Below are 17,953 nucleotides of genomic sequence, written 5' to 3' on the forward strand. Positions count from 1 at the left end.
GAAGTTTCTAATTTAACATTGGATTTCCGTTCGCTTTCCTGTATGATTTGGCTCTTATATCAGTGACTCTGAAGCACTTGTGACACGGAGGTCGGTGTGTTCTTTACTCAAACAATCAGGCGGAAATTAGGTCTGGGGCTGGGAATCATCTTCTGCATGTTGATTCTGCTGGCATACGGAGCCGTTTCCGGGTTGCAGTCTTATGATGCGACTGTCCAGGATTTTAATTATTCACTGAATGATTTGCCTGACCGCGATCGGGTGATTGTTTCGGTGGCCGCTCTCAATGATCCCCTTCAGAAGATCCGGAACGCGCGGCCCGATTCTGCGGCGAGCGCCCATTATCAGCAGAAGTTTCAAGAGCGGCTTCAGGAAGTTTATACTGAAATCCAGGGGTTTCTCCAAAAGGTGGATCGGTTGCCGGACCCGGCTTTAGGGACTTGGAAGGGGTTTGTGAAGTCGCAACTCAGTGAGCATAGCGCAAGCCAGTCAACGCTGAACAATCTGTCGCTGATGCAGGTAAATCTGGAGAATCCGAATCCCCAGGAGCGTCACAAGGTGGCTGAGCTGATGATACTGGAAGTGGCACGCCTGGAAACGCTGATGCTGGAGATCCGTGATGTTCCCTCCAGTACCAAAGCAGTACTCGACCGGGCATCGAAAGTTTACCGTTCCCGCTCGAATCTGGTCTGGATCACTTGTCTGGTTGCGTTTATCGCCTTTGGTTGTCTGATCTGGTACGGGCATCGAACGGTTCTCACTCCGATTCAGGATTTACATGAAGGGGCCCGGATCGTGGCCCAGGGGCATTTTGATCATCAATTTAAGATTCAGTCGAATGATGAGATGGCCGAGTTGGCGGAAGCGTTTAACCAGATGACGATGCGGTTCAAGGAAAAGCGGGACGAATTAAATCACAAGGTCGACGAACGTAGTAAGCAACTGGTTCGATCCGAACGACTGGCGGGAATCGGGGTTCTGGCAGCGGGAGTGGCGCATGAAATCAATAACCCGTTATCTGCGATTTCCATGGCATCCGAGTCGCTGCAGGGGCGGATGCTGGATCTCAAGCCGCATTGCGAGGAGTCTGAGGTTCAGGTGTTTGAGCAATATCTTGGCTTAATTCAGCGAGAAGCAATGCGTTGCAGGGAGATTACATCAAAGTTACTTGATTTTTCACGAGGACAGAATTCCGTGCGGAGTATGAATGACCTGTCAGGCGTGATTGAGGAAGTTTGCTCAATGGTTAGCCTGATCAAACGTCTCAAAGGGCGGAATATTCATGTTGAAACAAAGGAGCCTTGCTATGCTGAATGTAATCCTGCCGAAATTAAGCAGGTCGTGCTAAATGTCATGACCAACGCGCTGGAATCGATGGAAGTGGGAGGGGATCTGGAAATCCAGGTGCGTGAAAACGTTGATTCGGTGACCCTGATTTTCAAAGATGACGGATGCGGGATGACTCAGGATGTGAGGGAAGGGTTATTTGACCCTTTCTTTACCCAACGCGCTGACGGCACAGGCACCGGTTTGGGGATGTCGATTACTCACCGGATCATTAAAGATCATGGTGGTGAGATCGAAGTGGAGAGTGAAGGGCCAGGGAAGGGGAGTACTATTTTTGTGGAACTGCCCAAAAAAGCAAAGGCGCAAAGCAAAGCTGCATAAAAAGTTAAGTAAAATTATTAGAAACCGACTTTGCTGCGATTCTCCGATTGCCACGATTTTAAAAATCTGATATCAATTGTCTCTCCCCACGAATGATTCACATAAAGTTAACGATGCAGGAGAAAATGGATGTTCTCTGTTCAGCAGATTGCCTCGAAGATCCCCCTTCCTTACGTTTCGCGTATTGTGCAGAGAAAGGTCTTGGATAGAGTCCCGGTTCCGGGGCGACGCAATTGAATTTTGATGCTGGAGAATACGATGAGTTCGACAGATTCGAACAGATTTTCTTCAGAACCTTTCCCTTATCCTTCCTGAATACCATTCGGTTATGAAATTTGTTAAATGGCTTTCTCTTTGGCAGGATGCCAAAGCGGGAAGAAGGAGCACAACTTGAGTAATTCGGTCAATAAATTACGAGTCTTGTTTGTCGACGACGAATCAGCCATTCGAGAAGTGATGCGAATTGAGCTGCCACGAATGGGACATGATGTTACCATTTGTGAAGATGGTCAGTCGGCTTTGACTGCGTTGGATAAGATCACATTTGACGCTGCGATTGTGGATTTGCGGATGCCCGGACTTAGTGGCTGGGATGTGGTTGATCATATTAATAAGGTTTCACCAGAGACAGAAGTTATCATTAGTACTGGTCATGGCAGTATTGATGAAGCGATCCAGGCGATTCGCCGGGGTGCTTACGACTTTCTGCCCAAGCCTTGCAAGCTGATTGATATCGCAACGGTTCTTCAGAAGGTGGCGGATAAACGTTCCCTGCAGAACAAAAATTACGCACTTGAATCGCGGCTGAAGAGTGTGGAAGGTCCTTGTCAGATTATTGGTGAAACGCCCCCCATGTTGCGGGTGAAAAACCTCATCGAGAAAATTGCTCCGACCGATTCTACCGCTTTGATTCTGGGAGAAACCGGAACGGGTAAGGAGCTTGTTGCGCGACGTGTGCATGATTTGAGCATGCGTGCTTCGATGCCTTTTGTACCTGTTAACTGTGGTGCGTTGCCTGAAAATCTGGTTGAGAGCGAACTGTTCGGGCATCGTAAAGGTGCATTCACTGGAGCAGATACGCCTCGCAAGGGGCTGATTGAAATAGCCAATGGCGGTACGCTCTTTCTGGACGAACTAGGTGAATTAGATAAAACCATGCAGGTCAAGCTGCTGCGTTTTCTTGAATCGGGTGAAGTGCGGCGAGTGGGTGACAGCGAAACGTTTCATGTTGACGTTCGCATTGTCTGTGCTACCAACCGGGATTTGCAGGACATGGTTAATGAAGGCACGTTTCGTGAAGACCTCTATTTTCGTGTGAATACATTTGAGATCAATCTTCCTGCTTTGCGGGATCGGAAAGGGGATATTCCCGAGATTTCCCGTGTGTTATTGAAGCGGCACCTGAAAAAAGATTCGATCCCCCAGGATATTCTCGCACCGGAAACGGTTGAGCTTCTGCAGTCTTATGACTGGAAGGGGAATGTTCGGGAATTAGCAAATGCGTTAGAGCACGCAATAATTCTGTGGGATGGTTCGCAGATCATGCCAGCAGATTTACCGGCCAATTTAACCCGTCAATCTTCGATTCCGATTTCTTCCTCAGCAACAGTGAACTGGACGGAAGGAACCGAAGGTAAAACCTTGCGGGATATTGAAATGGAAGTGATTTATCATGTGCTCGACAAGCATGATGGTGATAAACCTAAATGTGCGGCCGAGTTGGGAATTGCTTTGAAGACGCTCTATAACAAGTTGAATCAGTATCAGACCCGAGCCGCTGGCTAGGCAGTTTGATAGCTTTGGATTCAAAAAAAATGCTCTGGCAAAATACCAGAGCATTTTTTGAAAGCACTTCGAAAAATGACGGGTCACTCACATTGAGTTGATGACCGCATTTTTCAAATGGCTGTCACCTGCTATTTAAAAATCGCAGGTGACATTGTGGGTTTCTTTTAGTATTTTCGAATGACCCCAGTCACAACTCCAAGGATATCAACGTTTTTGGAATAAATTGGTTGCATACTGGAGTTCGCTGGCTCAAGACGAATTCGATCGCCTTCAGAGTAGTAGCGTTTCAGTGTTGCTTCCTGGCCATCCACTAAAGCGACAACAATATCGCCTTCTTTGCATGTGTTTTGCTTGTGAACAACGACATAGTCTCCATCCGCGATCTGATCTTCGATCATGGAGACACCTTTGACTTTCAAGCAGAACTGGTCATCTGGATCGAACAAAGGTCCGAAATCGATGTGCTCATCATCCTGCACTGCAAGAACGGGACTGCCAGCGGCAATCTGTCCAGCTAATGGAAGACGTGTTCGCTTCTGTGAATGGTCACAGAGTTGGATTGCCCGTGACATGTGAGATTCACGAGTAATCAGCCCTTTCTTTTCCAGAGCCTTCAGGTGGCACATCACGCCATTGGGAGAGCGGATACCAAAATTCGCACCGATTTCACGGACAGTTGGTCCATATCCCCGGTTAATAATTTTGTCTTTCAGGAAATCATAAATCTCTTGTTGTCGTTGTGTAAGGTTTGCTTTGGTGCCTGCCATAACAAAGTACCCCGTTTCTTAAAGTAGAGTGAACTAATCATTGATTCCTGAAACATACAGGAATCCATAAACGTATTACCCAAAACAAACGCGAATTGGGATTTAAAAAACAATATGCGGTATCAGGAAAAAAGAGGGTGTTTCATATGTGTGATAAGCACTGGAAATCCTGAGCATCGCATATGCCCTTTATTCTAGTATACTGTCGTCTACAGGGCAAGTATGACAATCAAAAAACATTGAATTCCAATTGCCATTTACAAGTCCCGGTGAATATGATGGTCTAGTTTGATTGATGTAAGTTATTAAAATATTGATATTTATGGCTAATAATCTATGTTATAAGAAAAAAGATGTTTTTTTGAATAATTGGCAGAATGTTCATTGAGGGTTGCTCACACTACTGTAGGTGAGTTACCTGATATTAAAAGCGCTCTTTAAAAAATTGACAAATCGAGAGAGGCTCATTCTACAAGATACGCGTTTATCTCTGAAAGCCTGCACAATATGCTTGTCTCACTAGTAGGTTGTATAGTGAGAGACCATTCTTAACACAGAAAATTGGGAATTTAATAATTAAATTAGACAAAATCAGAGATATGTAGAGAATTTGTATGGTTAATGTATGTCTAGATAATAGCTTATTTTAATTCTAGAGAAGAAACAAGCGATCTGAAATATCAGAGAATTAGATTTGGCACTCCAATAAGAGGGAACTCAAAGAAGGTGGGCGAAAAGATGAACCCCAAGACCTGTTTGCAGCGCGGGTTTACTCTCATCGAATTGCTGGTCACTTTGACGCTTATCGGACTACTGGTGGCGTTATTAGTGCCTGCAGTGCAAAGGGGGCGGGAAGCAGCCCGAAAAATGCAGTGTGCCAATCATCTGAAGCAGATTGGTCTTGCAGTTCATGCTTATCATGGCTCGCATCACGTTCTGCCGTTTGGTGTTGGTACTGATTATGATGGTCCCATTTCTTCCTTAGGGACACTCAATGACCGGAGGTATTCGGCTCATACCATGCTGCTGCCGTACCTCGATCAAGCCGTAGTCTACAACCGACTCAATTTTAACGTCGCTCCTTTTCATCCTTTTGTGAATGCGGCCAATGATAAACAGGAAGAACTGGCAAAACGGTTCAATGAAGTGATTAACGGCCCGGCTGCAGAGACAAGGTTAAGTGTGTTTCTCTGTCCCAGTAATCTGGATCGGCTGAAAAGTCGCTGGGGACCAAATAACTACCGTTCCTGTAATGGAAGTTCCTGGTCTGGCCGCGCAGGAAACGGCATGTTCGGCCAGAACAGCAGCGTTCGGCTGGGGGATGTGAAAGATGGTCTCTCCAATACGGCCATGTTCAGCGAACACTCTAAAGGGACCTGGGATGATACTCTGATTGATCCCTTGTCGGATCTCTATAATCTGCAGGGGGTTTGGACGGAAAGCCAATTCTCAGATGCCTGTGGCAGTTTGACGCCCCAGACGGCGGGCGCTTATCAGTATGATGTTGAGTCGGGGCAAACCTGGTTGGCAGGTAATATGAACTGGACTCGATATAATCATGTGAGGACGCCTAACCGGATTAACTGCAAAAATGGTTTTACCTGGGATGGTGTGATTCTGAATCCCTCCAGTTGGCACACGAATGGTGTCAATGTGTTGCTGGGAGATGGTGCGGTCCGGTTTGTCAATGAAAATATCAATGCGGAAGTCTGGCGGTCCTTAGGCAGCATTGCAGGTGGAGAGCAGACTGCGGGGGTGGGGCTATGAAGCTGATAATGAAGTCCGGACTCCGTTGGGCATTTGTGCTATGGGTGGCGACAAGATTCGTGTTACCGCTGGCAGCAGAGTCCTCAGATCGCGAGATTTATTTCAGCTTTTTGGGTGAGCAGTTTGACAATGAATTGTTGGTACCTCTGGGTAGGGGAACAGTCAGGTTATTAGAACCGCAGTCCGATGGTTTATTATTCAACCTGCCGGCGGGATATAAGCTGACTGCGGTTGGAGTCAGTCTCCGTTTTCAGATTCAGGGTGATTTTGAAATCATCGCCTCTTATGAAGTACCTGCCTGGAAAAATCCTGAAGCAGGCTACGGGATGGGGCCAGGTCTGTACTTGAAAATGCATGATGAGAAAGAATCGGCGGTCAGCATTGGACGATTACTGCGTCCGAAACAGAAGCATGTTTTCAACGCGACCTTGTCCACGACAGAGGATTCCAAACGGAAGCATGACGTGAAACTGTTCGATGCCAAAACGAATTCCGGAAAGTTAAAACTGGTCCGCGAAGGAAGCCTGCTGAAGTATTCTGTCATGGATGGGCCCGACGGCACCTTCCGTGAATTACGAGAAGTCGAACTGGGAACTGCCGACGTTGACCTGCTGCGTCTGGGGGCGCAACAAAGCGATGTCAAAACTCCTGTGCAGGTCTTGTGGAAAGACCTGTTTATTAAAGCGGCGTCTTTTCCAAATCATCCTGATTCTCTGGCTAAAGGGGAACGCCAGCATGTCCCCCATTATCAACCTGCACCTCAGCCAGAGTCGATTTCCCTGTACTGGAGTCTGTTGGCGGGAATCGGCTTGCTGCTCGTTTTGGGAGTCGCTGTCTGGGTGAAGAAGCGGGCTTAGATCGTTTGTCAGCGATGGCCTGTTCTATTTTCTCTTGAATTATTAACAGTACGCGGCATTGAAAAAAATGGGCTCGGACTGGCACCTGTGAAGGGATTCTGGTTAGACTGGATAGAGCGTATTCAGCTTGGATTTCCGGCTAGCCTGTGTCCCGGTTTCCTGTCGCGTCTGTAAGCCCATTCGGGGCGAGTATCACAGAGTGAAAGACGCGATTATTAAATGGGGTGCGTTCTAGATTTTCTGTCATAGAGAAACTTTCGAGAAAGCGGGGAAACGATGTTTCAGAATGATGACCAATTCTCAATGGATCGCAGGTCAGCTTTGCAAAATATTGGGTTGGCATTTTTGTCAGCAGGCGTTTTCCATGGCGCGTCTCGCGCTGGGAATGTCTTCGCTGCTGACCAGATTCCGGAATTCAGTGACCGTCGACTGGGCGAATTGAAAGATCTGAATGGCTACTTCCCGTTCACGCCGAGCGCATCACCGGAAGCGTGGGAAAAACGGGCGGAGTATGTTCGACGACAAATTAAGGTGGCCGCTGGTGTCTGGCCGGAACCAGAGAACTCCGAAATTAAGGCAACCGTGCACGGTAAAGTAGACCGAGATGATTACACGGTTGAGAAAGTCTTCTTTGAAAGTTCTCCCGGATTGTATGTCACCGGTAATTTATATCGGCCCAAAGGGAAGCCGGGACCGTTTCCGATGGTTCTGTCTCCACACGGTCACTTTGCGGACGGCCGTTTTTACGATAGTGGAGAAAAACGCGTTCAGGAAGATATCAAAGCAGGAGCCGAAAAGTATGAACTCGGAGGCCGGTATCCCTTGCAGGCCCGTTGTGTGCAGCTGGCTCGGATGGGATGCATGGTCTTCCATTATGACATGCTGGGTTATGCAGACGGATTCTGTCTGAGTTACGATTTGATTCACCGTTTTGCGAAACAGCGACCAGAGATGTCGAGTGAGAAGAACTGGGGACTATTCAGTGCGCAATCGGAATTGCATCTGATCAATGCGCTCGGTTTACAGACTTTGAATTCGATACGCGCGCTGGATTGGGTGAGTTCGTTATCTGAAGTCGATCCGAAGCGGATTGGGATTACCGGTGCCAGTGGTGGTGGGACACAGACTTTCATTCTGGCGGCCATTGATAATCGGATTACTGCCGCGTTTCCCGCGGTAATGGTTTCAACGGCGATGCAGGGGGGCTGCACGTGTGAAAACGCGACCTACTTGCGGGTTGATACCGGGAACATCGAGTTTGCTGCCTTACTGGCTCCTCGTCCTTTGGGAATGACTGCCGCCGATGATTGGACGAAGGAGATCGAGACCAAGGGACTGCCTGAGCTCAAGCAGCACTTCAATATGATGGGGGTTCCTGACAATGTGGTCGGGAAATATTATCCCTTTCCGCATAATTATAATTATGTCAGCCGTGCGCTGATGTATGAATTTTTCAATCAACATTTCAATCTGGGAATCAAAACGCCGATTATTGAAGCCGATTTTGAGCCGTTGACGCGCGAAGAGTTGTCCGTCTGGAATCAAAAGTATCCAGGGCATCCGAGCGATGAGCAATCAGAGATCAAAATTTTGCACACTCTAGCTAGCAATAATGCCAAACAGATTCAGGCGCTCACTCCGCATGATCAGAAAAGTCTTGCCGAATATCGGCGTGTTGTCGGAGGCGCTTTCGATGTCATGGTGGGACGTCCTTTGCCCGAAGCAGACGATCTGAAATCGGAGCAAATTTCAGAAGAAGAAAAGCAGGGCTTTCGCCAGTATTACTCATTGATTAAAAATAAACGTTATGGGGAAGCAACTCCGACTTTATTCTTGCTGCCAAATCAGTGGAATCAAAAACTCGTAATTTGGTTGGATGATCAAGGTAAGGCAGGATTACTGAATCAGGATGGCTCTCTGACGGCTCCTATTCAGAGATTGATTGATTCTGGAACGGCAGTAGCCGGGCTTGATGTGTTGTACCAGGGTGATTTTAATCAGCAGCAACCTGCGCCGACGGAAATGCCCATCGTTAAGAATCCTCGTGAATTCGCCGGTTATACATTGGGATACAATCACCCGGTATTTTCAAAACAGGTGCACGATATTTTAAACGTGCTTTCCTTTTCCAAGCATCATGAAAGTAACCCTCAGTCGATCAGCCTGGCTGGGTTTGGCTTTTCTGGAGTCCGGGCGGCTGCCGCTTGTGCGCATTCGCCTGAACTGGTCAGTCGGCTGGCTGTCGATACCGGCGGTTTCCGATTTGCCGAAATCACAAACATCCGAGACCTTCGATTATGGCCCGGTGCCGTGAAATACGGTGATGTGACGGGACTGTTATCACTGTGTGAGCCGGCTGCGCTCTGGATGGCGGGCAGTTCGGCGGCAGTCCCGAAACTGGTGCAGGCGACTTATAATTCTGCTGGTCTCTTAAACAAAGTAGAGATGTTTCATGAATCGGCCAACAGGAAAAATGCAGCCGTTGATTGGTTATTAAAAGGTTAAGCGATTTCAAAAATTCAAAAGTCAAAAAAAGTTAATGCAATCCACATTTGAGTACTTATACTACTGTGAGTTCGTTGACTGATCGTATTGATCGCCTCTACAAAATAAAAATGCGTTTCCGGGGAGTCTTTCTATGAATTCAGGTATTCGATTGCGTGCGTGGTCTTGTTTCTCTTTTCAGAATCATCGACAGGCAAACCGGTCTGTGGCAGGAATGCTCTTGGCGTTGCTGATGTTGACCATCCCCGTTTCTGTTTTTGCAGCAGAACGCGTGCAGTTGAAGTATGGCTGGGAGCAGGGACAGCAGTATGCGTATCAAGTAAAAATCGATGTCACAATGGAGAATCATTCTGAACTCCTCACTGGTGTGACGCAGTATCGAGTGATCAAATCGGATGCAGACAGTTTTGCAGTCCGGTGTACCGGCAAATTGAATTCTGTCACAAAAAGTAAAAACCACCATCTGTTGATGCCTCCGATTCGCATCCATCAGCACCGAAGTCCCTTTGCCGGTCTGACGCATAGTATGCGGGGCGCCTTTGAGCCTCATATCTTAGAGCTGAATCGTTATGGCGAAATTGATACCGTGAAAGGTTCTTCGCTGTTACCTTATCTGATTGGGCAGCTCTCGCAAATTAATCTGATTCCTCTTTCTCCGGATGGGGATTCCGAATGGTCAGAAAGTGAAAAAACGAGTGTTTCGATTATTTCAACGGACCGAATTCCTCTGCCGTTTCGAGATTCGAATGTTGAAAAAACGATGGGAGCAAAACAGATAACCAAATATAAGATCACCGGCGAAAAAGGGGATGATGTGACGATCGCGGTGACTCATTCTTATCGCACGGTGTCAACCGTGGATGGCGAACCGGAAATCGAACTGTCAGGAACAGGCACGATCGAATTTAACAAAAAACAGGGGGGCGTTAAAAGCCTGTTATTGAATTACAAGATGTTCCGACGAACGGAAACCAGTGTTCACAAAATTCCGATCACGATTTCTTCAAAGCAGCTCTCTGAAGAAGCGTTGGCCAAGTTAAGAGCGGATCAGGACGAATTGCATAAGAAACATCTGGCACTAATGAAAAAACGTGAGGAAGCGTCCAAATTTGAGGTCCCGGAAAATATTGATGCCGATCTGAAGGAGATTTTAACTGATCTGGCAACGAGCAATATATTCAAGCGAAAGGCGGCACTTAAAAAATTAAGCCAGGCAAAACCAAAGCAGGACAACCGGGAAGTCTCCCAAATCTTAATTCAGCTCTTAAAGAGCAAAGACATCACGATTACGATTGATGCTTCCGAGGCGTTGGTGGTCTGGTCCACGAAAGATGATGTACCTGCAATGATAAAGTTGCTACCAGAAATTAATGTTCTGGGACTGAATCATCTGATTGATGCCATCCTGAAACACCAGACTCCCGAAGGTATTGCCACTATTGCAAAATTAATGCAAGACCCGCATAAGGCACATTTTGCATCCAAGCAACTGATTGCATATGGCAGCGGGGCAGAAGATGCTGTGCTGGAACAACTGGATCCGTCAAACTTTATCGTTATGGTCGGTGTGTTTCGCGTTCTCAAAGAGATTGGGACTGAGAAAACCCTGCAGAAAATTGAGGAAATCAAGCTGACAACCGATAAGAGAAGTTTTCAGCTTCAAGCTGCTGCGACCGTAAAAGCGATTGAAGCACGTATGAATCAGACAAAGAGTTAGTGTAATCTCAAATCGAGCCTACGGTTTATTGTTCAGACAACTCCTGAGAAGAACGGAACAGCAATTCTTCTGATTCGCTCTCGTTTGAAATACGGATGATCGCCGGTTTTTCTTCTACAGAGAGTTCATCTAGTGATTTGAACGAATTGATTTCCAATGCCTCTTCTTCAACCTCGAACACAGGTTTGGAAATCGGCTTGATCACAGGTCTGGAAACCGGGGGTTGAGACGCAACTGGCTTGAACTGGACTTCTTTTTTCAGAGAAGCCTGAGAGATTAGCTTTTGTCTGACAATCGGCGTGGTTGCATTGAGAGATGGTTTCCGTGTTATTTCCACCGGTTGTTTTGCACTGACCAACTGCGTGGTCTGTGTTTCAAGCTGTGTCATGATCGGAGTTTTGGCGACTGTATTTTGACGTTTGAGTGTCTCTGTTTGAGGGGCGCTCTGATCGGCTGCCAGTTGTTGTTCTGTTTTTTGTGCCTGTTTTGCAAGGAGCAGAATTTTCATTTCTGCCAGTTCAGCAGCTGCTAAGCCGGCTGTTTCCAGATCTGGGTCTTCCGTTAGTGCCAAGTCATATTCTTGAAGTGCTAATTCCCCTTCTCCTCTTTGTGTATGAATATAAGCAAGATTGGCATGTGCTTCCGCGGGAGGCATGACGTTGCGGAAGAGTGAGAAGCTTTCTTTAAACCGTCCCTGGTGACCCACTGTTAACGCAAGATTATTGATGATGCGACTGTTCTTGGCGTCATTTTGTAACGCTGCTGTAAATATTTTTTCAGCAGCATTATATTGTCCACGTTGATACAGTGCATACCCAAAATCATTCAGCACTTCTGAATTGGTTGGATCAAGTTGCCGGGCTTGTGTGAAATAGCGTGTGGCAGCAACAGAATCGCCTAAACGCGAACAAACGATACCCAGGCGGTGGCAGGCCTTGACACTTTTGGGATCTTTTTTCAGATGGGTTTCATACTGTTCCCGGGCCGCCAACCATTCGTTTTTACTTTCATAATTTCTGCCAGAGGCAAGCAGGTTTTGGGGTTTCTTGTGACCGGGCAGGGCCGATTTCACTTTGGAAACCTGATTGCCAACAGTGGCGCATCCCTGAAATGAAAGTGTGATGAGAAGGATCACAGTTGAACAAAACAATCCTTTGTTGTTCATAAGTCTGTTCCTGGCGTTGTGCTGACTGATATTGAATAGGTTTTAAATCAGGTCGATTTAAGTTATAAAGTTTAGAGAGTCATTGAGTCTGTTATTTGGTATTGTGTAAGATATTTCAACAGATTGCATCAATCTGAATGTGCATCTTGATGTTATTGAAAAGTGGACGGATTCTAAAGAACCCGCCCACCGGATGAAAAAATCTTGGCAAGATCTCTTTCTTCGATTAGAAGATTCCAGCGCCACCTCCGCCGATACCGCCACCAAATCCAGAACCGAACCCACCGAATGAACCACCACCACCACCACCGTTGGAGCGGTTTCGGAATCCGTTCGTGTAAGTCCGATACGCTTCAAATCCTTCGAAGCCAGGAGTGAAGGCTGGTGCGACAACGACGCGTTCGTCAGCATCTTGAACTTGCATTGCCTGCAGCATTTTGACAATCACGTTTCGACGGTGCATGTCGAGGTCATCATTCCCGTGAATCGGATACTTGTATTCATCCGATGCTTTGACTGACATCGAGCTGGGCTGGACGACAACTGGAAACGGTGTTGAAATCATGCGGGCGGCGATTTGTTTAATATGATCTTCGCCAGCAGCATTCAGTTTCGCGGTAGCGCCAACGAATTCGCTTTCGACAATCACGAAGTCAGAGGCTTCCCCGTTCTCTTCCTGTTTTTGCCAAATGTCATCACTGATGCTTCCTAATGGTGCTACAGAGTCATAGGGAATCTGAGCGTGTTGCTGTTTATGTTGGCAACCACTCACCAGTATTGCTGCCAGAGCAATAGCAGGCAAACTTGCAAATTTGGGTTGTATAGACATCGCTTACTTCCTTGTATTTCTCTCACATCATTAAGTTGAGTGTGATTGGAATTTTAATAAGTATCATTTGGCAAAGAAATAATAACTAGTATTAGTCAGAGAAACCGTAGTCGCCATTGATATAGTATTTATCAGATTTGGTCTGATGAATATAATCTTTTTGTTGTTGGTGAATCCGTTTTTTCTGCATGTACCAGACAGTGCTTCTGTGGTGCACATCCGGCTTGCCTTCAATATTATTCATGAAGAAGAAGTCCACATCGCCAGGTTCGGTTACTTCCATTCCAGGCAATACAGTCGGAGCATCTTCCGGTTCCATTGGATGAACCAGTTCTGGGCTAATCAGGATAATCAGTTCGGTTTCGTCACGTTGAACAGACTTGTTTGAGAACAGGGTGCCTACCAGAGGAATATCACCAATGAAGGGAACCCGATTCAAATCTCCTCGCTGTTGTTCTTGAATCAGACCGGCGATTGCCAGAACTTGTCCTTCTCGCAGATCAACAGTTGTGCTGACCGATTGCGTATTCACACCCAGAATTCCGTTGACCGAGAGAGCTGGATTGACGGTACTGAAGGTGGGAGTGACTTGTAATCGAATTCGATCTTTATCAAGTACGGTTGGCAGGAACGTCAATTGAGTACCAAAACCTTTGAATGTTGTGGTTGCAGCCTGAGCACCGCCAACTCCCACTACGGTGGGAACTGCGAACTCACCACCTGAGATAAAGTTCGCGGAGCGGCCACTGATGGTCACCAAGTTTGGTTCTGCAAGAATTTTCGCATAACCATTCTGAGCGAGAGCCGAGATAAACATGTCTACATGTTTACTGTTTAAGGATGCTGTTACCAGCCCTGTTCCACCACCGGCTAACTGCTGTGCGATTCCTGTGAAAATTTGGCTGAATCCAAATTCACCTGAGTTGACAATTAAGTCTGTGCTGGCAGAACGGGCAGCTGAACGGTCGATTTGAGCAATGCGAACTTTCAGCATGACTTGTTTTTCGCCAGGTACTTTCATCATGTCGATAACAGTCGCTTCCGGCAGTTTTGCTCCTTCAGGGAAGGGATCAGCGGCTTGGCCATCTGCGAATAACGAGCCACTTCCAGAACTACCGTTTCCGATGCTGCTTCCTGATCCGGAGCGAGATCGAATAATTGAGATGATTTGAGTTGCTTCCTGCTCATCGCGTGCCTGACCGCGAACGATCAGTTTATCTGCAAAGGGAATCAACTGGATTTTGCTGTTCGGGAAGAACTCGTTGATCATTCTCTGGAACTCGCCATATTCCATACGGCGTAGATCTTCGATAGAGTTATCACCTTCGACTTTTACTTGCACACTCAAGATCTGGGGGTTAGCTTCTTCACCCAGCCAGAGAGTCATTGTTGTCGTGCCGGTTTCTTTTCCGATCACTTCAACTTCTTGTGCTCCGAAAGCGACAACTTCGATCTTCTCCGGATCAGCAATTGCGACGCGGAAGACGCCCATTTTCATTTTCAGAATTTTTGAATGCCGTTGTTGAACGCTTAGTTCAACTTCAGATTCATAAATTCGCTCAACGAGTTGATGAACTTTTTCTTTAGTTTTGGTGCTTACAACTGGCTTGTTCGTTCTTGCTGCTCCAGAGGTAAACTTTGTTGCTGTGATTTTTCCTGGAACAGGAGGAGCTGGTGGTACCTGTGCAGCAAGTGGTGTGGCTGTGATAGCAACACCGCAGGCAAAAGCCAGCATTGTGCGTCTTTTCCATGAGGCGTTTATAGACATACTTGTCTCCCAATCCTTTGGACGTCAGTAATGAGATATTGGAGTTAGTAAATTGTTTATAGGCGAAATTCACATTAAACCACGTTTAATGGAACCTGTTTCAATTTTATAACCCAGGTGCGACTCAATGTTGTATGGTGCTGGGCGACCCTTTACCTGTCTCAAAATTGTTCCAAGTATTCAGGGTCTGGCCTTCCGGCTTTTTCTTTTCGAGAAAGCAAGAAATATATAGGGTTCTATCGTTCATAGAATTCCTGTGGCATCAATCATATCGGAAAAACCTATACGGGAGGTTAATATAAATTTTGCCGGGTTTCCCAGTTTATGCAAATTTTAAGATATTAGTGATTTCTACGGTTTTCTACTTTACCTTTGATGACTATCAGGTCGAAAACGATCTATGGTGAGAGACATTGTGCTTTGGGTTCAGAGTGTATTCCAAGAGTGTATTCCAATTGTTATTCACCAGTATGCCTAACTAGAAGAGTTGTAAAAACAACATAAATTATAAAAGGTGATCTCATGAATGCGAGTTTTGCATTGCTCATCGGTTTAAGTGTATGGCAGTTTGACGGAGAGGTCATTCCTGCAAACACAGTCAGTGCTCCCGCAACAATCTCATTAGCATCATGTGAATGTAGTTACCCTGCAGCTCATTCCTGTATGGCGGGTGAGTCTTGTCAGTCTGGGTGTGGTACAGGTGGTGGCGTTGGTGCTTGTGGAATGTGTGGCAGTAGCTATTGTGATGGTTGTTGCCAGCTCAAGAAGCGGCCCTGGCTGGATTGCCGAACGACTGGGGAGATGTATCCTCACTATGCTTATACACCAGTGTATCATGGTTATTATTACTTCCGACCATACAACTATTCGAATATTTTGAGGCAAAAAGGAGAGGTTGTCGCATTGGGCGGTGATCCTAAGGCTCCTTATTCTCATAAAATGTTCTTACGAATCTACGAACAGATTGATTTGACTTCGTATGAAGAATCTCCCTCAAATGGAGAAGGACTTCCCATCCTGGAGCCAATTCATACTCCTCTTCCCAGCCTGGAAGACATTCTGAAAAGCAAGTAAGTGAACTCTGCTTTGAATTTGCAGATTGTGAAAGTGAATCGAAAATAAAAGATCTGTACCATTGTGTGCAGATCTTTTTTTATTGAGATTCAGCAAAGCACTTGCGCAACTGTTAACAGGAACGATCAGCTTTACCATTGAGGAAACGTTGTGAAGGAATCTGATTCAGCGCAGCTTCCCACTGAATGGAACATGGGGCAGCGCGAATGGTATTTTGCAACAGCCATGATCTGGGGCGCGTGTCTGTTTTTAATGTGCACGGTGACCATTGCAGATCCGGACCTCTGGGGACATACTTTGTATGGGCTCCGGGCAATCGAGCAGGGCGTTCTGGTCGAACGAACTGATCCGTTCTGCTATACCGAGCCTGGTGCTGTCTGGGTCAACCACGAATGGTTATCAGAATTGTCTTTTGGCTGGCTCTGGAATAACTTCGGTAATCTCGGTCTGTGGATCTGGCGTAACTTCTGGTTGCTGATGATTTTTATTCCCGCGTGGATTGCGTTGCGGAAATTCGAGGCAAGCCTGGCTGCGTCTGTGTTACTGCTGGTCTACACAGCATTCTGCCTGTCACAGTTTGTGGTTTTTGTTCGTCCGCAGCTGGCCACTTTTGGCTGTTTTGCACTGACACTCTTATTACTCAGACAATTCCTTGAACAACCACAGTCCAAAGCCATCTGGTATCTGCCTGCCGTGATGTTGTTCTGGGCAAACTCGCATGGCGGCTTTCTGGCTGGCGTGGGGATGCAGGGAGTGGTATTGCTCTGGATGGGGCTGGGAGTGATTCAATTACGCTATCAACGTCGCGATTTGATGCGGCTGGCAGTTGCCGTGGGTTTCGCCTGGGCAGTAACGCTGGTCAATCCTTATGGGATTCAGCTGCATCAGATGTTATGGGATCATTTGATAACAAAGCAGATCGTCCGTGAGTGGCAACCACTTTGGGAAGCGCAGCAGGCATTGCTGTATTATGTTCCGTTTTTCCTGATCGGGCTGGCGTTTTTCGGTTCGCGAAAGTGGGAGTGGATCGACCTGATTCTGGTTGTTGTGGTTGCTTATCAGGCTGTGAGTCATATCCGGCATGTTGCTTTACTTGCGATTGCTGTCATCATTTTATTACCCAGACCGATCTCAGATGCAATTCGAAATCTGTTTCCTTACATGAACCAGCAATGGACCGGGGATCATCGTTTCAAATTGCGTTCTGTGTTAATCGGATTGACCATGTTCACCGTCTGTGGTCTGGGAATTCATACGATTGTGAATCTCTGGAGAGAATCGATTCCTCCCTGGCAGATTGGTGTCGAAACACACAGTAGGGCGCCCGGAATGCCCGTTGCCACAATGACAGTCATGCAAGATGAGAAACTAAACGGGAATATCTTAACCGACTATGGCTGGGCTCAATATGTGATCTGGCAGACGTTTCCGGAATCGCGGGTTGCGTTTGACGGGCGTTATCGAACTGTTTACTCGGCTAAGCTGGAGCAGGAGTTTGTGGCTTTTCAAAAGCTGGATGCGAGCTCTGAGGGCCCGACACCATTACTTGATCAATACCCCACTGAAATCTTATTGCTGCCGAGTTCTCTGGAAGTGCGCGGATATTTGCAGCGTCGGACGGATTGGATTCAGATCTATGAAGATCCTCAGGCGATGCTCTGGGTCAAAAAACTCCTCCGTTTTGAAGAGCTCATAACGCGCGCAAAACAGAATCAACTAAAACGTCCTGAGATACCCCCATGGTGTCTTTTTCCTGCAGATCCCCAGGAATTTGAGGGAAAGTAAGGTTGCGTGTAGTCGGATGAGTCTGTTCCACTGGCTCTCTCCAGTATGGAAACTTGGTTCTGGTCTGGCATGATCAACAATGATTCTAAGCTCAGAAACTCGTTAACCAATTGCCGATTCAATACTGAAGAGTTGCTGAAATAATAGACGCAGGCTGATGCCCGATGTTACAATACTGGGGTTCTGATTCGGAATATGCATCAAACTTATTCAGATGAGAATCATACTTCAAGTGGTAGCAACGACATTCGGGGTTCCAGAAA

Annotated in this window: 12 protein-coding genes; 8 read left to right on the forward strand and 4 right to left on the reverse strand. The window is 46.7% G+C overall.

Translation table 11 applies throughout. The annotated features are described in order from the left end of the window. Positions 1-96 precede the first annotated feature (96 nt). Both AAC022_RS15070 and AAC022_RS15075 read left to right on the forward strand, forming a co-directional pair. A complete protein-coding gene (locus AAC022_RS15070) occupies positions 97-1,668 on the forward strand; it encodes a HAMP domain-containing sensor histidine kinase (protein ID WP_339732199.1) in 1,572 nt (523 codons plus the stop codon). A gap of 390 nt (positions 1,669-2,058) precedes the next feature. Then, positions 2,059-3,453, forward strand: a complete 1,395-nt coding sequence (locus AAC022_RS15075) for a sigma-54 dependent transcriptional regulator (protein WP_339732201.1) — start codon at positions 2,059-2,061, stop codon at positions 3,451-3,453. A 167-nt stretch (positions 3,454-3,620) separates the two neighbouring features. Here the strand turns inward: AAC022_RS15075 and lexA are convergent, their stop codons facing one another. Next, entirely contained in the window at positions 3,621-4,223 is a 603-nt protein-coding gene (gene lexA / locus AAC022_RS15080; RefSeq protein WP_145175801.1) for a transcriptional repressor LexA, read from the reverse strand. 738 nt (positions 4,224-4,961) lie between these two features. Between lexA and AAC022_RS15085 the strand changes: the two genes are divergently transcribed. From AAC022_RS15085 to AAC022_RS15100, 4 genes are all read left to right on the forward strand, one after another. Beyond that, complete coding sequence (locus AAC022_RS15085) at positions 4,962-5,990, forward strand: DUF1559 domain-containing protein (protein WP_339732204.1); 1,029 nt, start codon at positions 4,962-4,964, stop codon at positions 5,988-5,990. An 8-nt stretch (positions 5,991-5,998) separates the two neighbouring features. Then, a complete protein-coding gene (locus AAC022_RS15090; protein ID WP_339732206.1) occupies positions 5,999-6,847 on the forward strand; it encodes a DUF1583 domain-containing protein in 849 nt (282 codons plus the stop codon). A gap of 276 nt (positions 6,848-7,123) precedes the next feature. Further along, entirely contained in the window at positions 7,124-9,352 is a 2,229-nt protein-coding gene (locus AAC022_RS15095) for an acetylxylan esterase (protein ID WP_339732207.1), read from the forward strand. Between the two features lie 133 nt (positions 9,353-9,485). Then, positions 9,486-11,069, forward strand: coding sequence for a hypothetical protein (locus tag AAC022_RS15100; protein WP_339732209.1), 1,584 nt, complete (start codon positions 9,486-9,488; stop codon positions 11,067-11,069). 25 nt (positions 11,070-11,094) lie between these two features. Here the strand turns inward: AAC022_RS15100 and AAC022_RS15105 are convergent, their stop codons facing one another. From AAC022_RS15105 to AAC022_RS15115, 3 genes are all read right to left on the reverse strand, one after another. After that, the gene (locus tag AAC022_RS15105) at positions 11,095-12,234 is read right to left on the reverse strand and encodes a tetratricopeptide repeat protein (protein WP_339732211.1); all 1,140 of its coding nucleotides are present in this window, start codon (positions 12,232-12,234) and stop codon (positions 11,095-11,097) included. 226 nt (positions 12,235-12,460) lie between these two features. Beyond that, positions 12,461-13,063 carry a hypothetical protein gene (locus tag AAC022_RS15110; RefSeq protein ID WP_339732213.1) on the reverse strand — a complete coding sequence of 201 codons (603 nt, stop codon included), beginning with the start codon at positions 13,061-13,063 and terminating at the stop codon, positions 12,461-12,463. A gap of 91 nt (positions 13,064-13,154) precedes the next feature. Then, positions 13,155-14,831, reverse strand: a complete 1,677-nt coding sequence (locus AAC022_RS15115; RefSeq protein ID WP_339732215.1) for a pilus assembly protein N-terminal domain-containing protein — start codon at positions 14,829-14,831, stop codon at positions 13,155-13,157. 522 nt (positions 14,832-15,353) lie between these two features. Between AAC022_RS15115 and AAC022_RS15120 the strand changes: the two genes are divergently transcribed. Both AAC022_RS15120 and AAC022_RS15125 read left to right on the forward strand, forming a co-directional pair. Next, the gene (locus AAC022_RS15120; RefSeq protein ID WP_339732217.1) at positions 15,354-15,905 is read left to right on the forward strand and encodes a hypothetical protein; all 552 of its coding nucleotides are present in this window, start codon (positions 15,354-15,356) and stop codon (positions 15,903-15,905) included. Between the two features lie 150 nt (positions 15,906-16,055). Then, positions 16,056-17,690 carry a hypothetical protein gene (locus tag AAC022_RS15125; protein ID WP_339732219.1) on the forward strand — a complete coding sequence of 545 codons (1,635 nt, stop codon included), beginning with the start codon at positions 16,056-16,058 and terminating at the stop codon, positions 17,688-17,690. Positions 17,691-17,953: the final 263 nt, after the last annotated feature.

This window comes from uncultured Gimesia sp., from assembly GCF_963976445.1.
Lineage (GTDB): Bacteria > Planctomycetota > Planctomycetia > Planctomycetales > Planctomycetaceae > Gimesia.

What these genes read in the sequence shown, in the direction of transcription:
- AAC022_RS15090 (WP_339732206.1), top strand. Translation starts at nt 5,999, where the DNA reads ATGAAGTCCGGACTCCGTTGGGCATTTGTGCTATGGGTGGCGACAAGA.
- AAC022_RS15115 (WP_339732215.1), bottom strand. Translation starts at nt 14,831, where the DNA reads ATGTCTATAAACGCCTCATGGAAAAGACGCACAATGCTGGCTTTTGCC.
- AAC022_RS15100 (WP_339732209.1), top strand. Translation starts at nt 9,486, where the DNA reads ATGAATTCAGGTATTCGATTGCGTGCGTGGTCTTGTTTCTCTTTTCAG.
- AAC022_RS15120 (WP_339732217.1), top strand. Translation starts at nt 15,354, where the DNA reads ATGAATGCGAGTTTTGCATTGCTCATCGGTTTAAGTGTATGGCAGTTT.
- AAC022_RS15095 (WP_339732207.1), top strand. Translation starts at nt 7,124, where the DNA reads ATGTTTCAGAATGATGACCAATTCTCAATGGATCGCAGGTCAGCTTTG.
- AAC022_RS15085 (WP_339732204.1), top strand. Translation starts at nt 4,962, where the DNA reads ATGAACCCCAAGACCTGTTTGCAGCGCGGGTTTACTCTCATCGAATTG.
- AAC022_RS15105 (WP_339732211.1), bottom strand. Translation starts at nt 12,234, where the DNA reads ATGAACAACAAAGGATTGTTTTGTTCAACTGTGATCCTTCTCATCACA.
- lexA (WP_145175801.1), bottom strand. Translation starts at nt 4,223, where the DNA reads ATGGCAGGCACCAAAGCAAACCTTACACAACGACAACAAGAGATTTAT.
- AAC022_RS15110 (WP_339732213.1), bottom strand. Translation starts at nt 13,063, where the DNA reads ATGTCTATACAACCCAAATTTGCAAGTTTGCCTGCTATTGCTCTGGCA.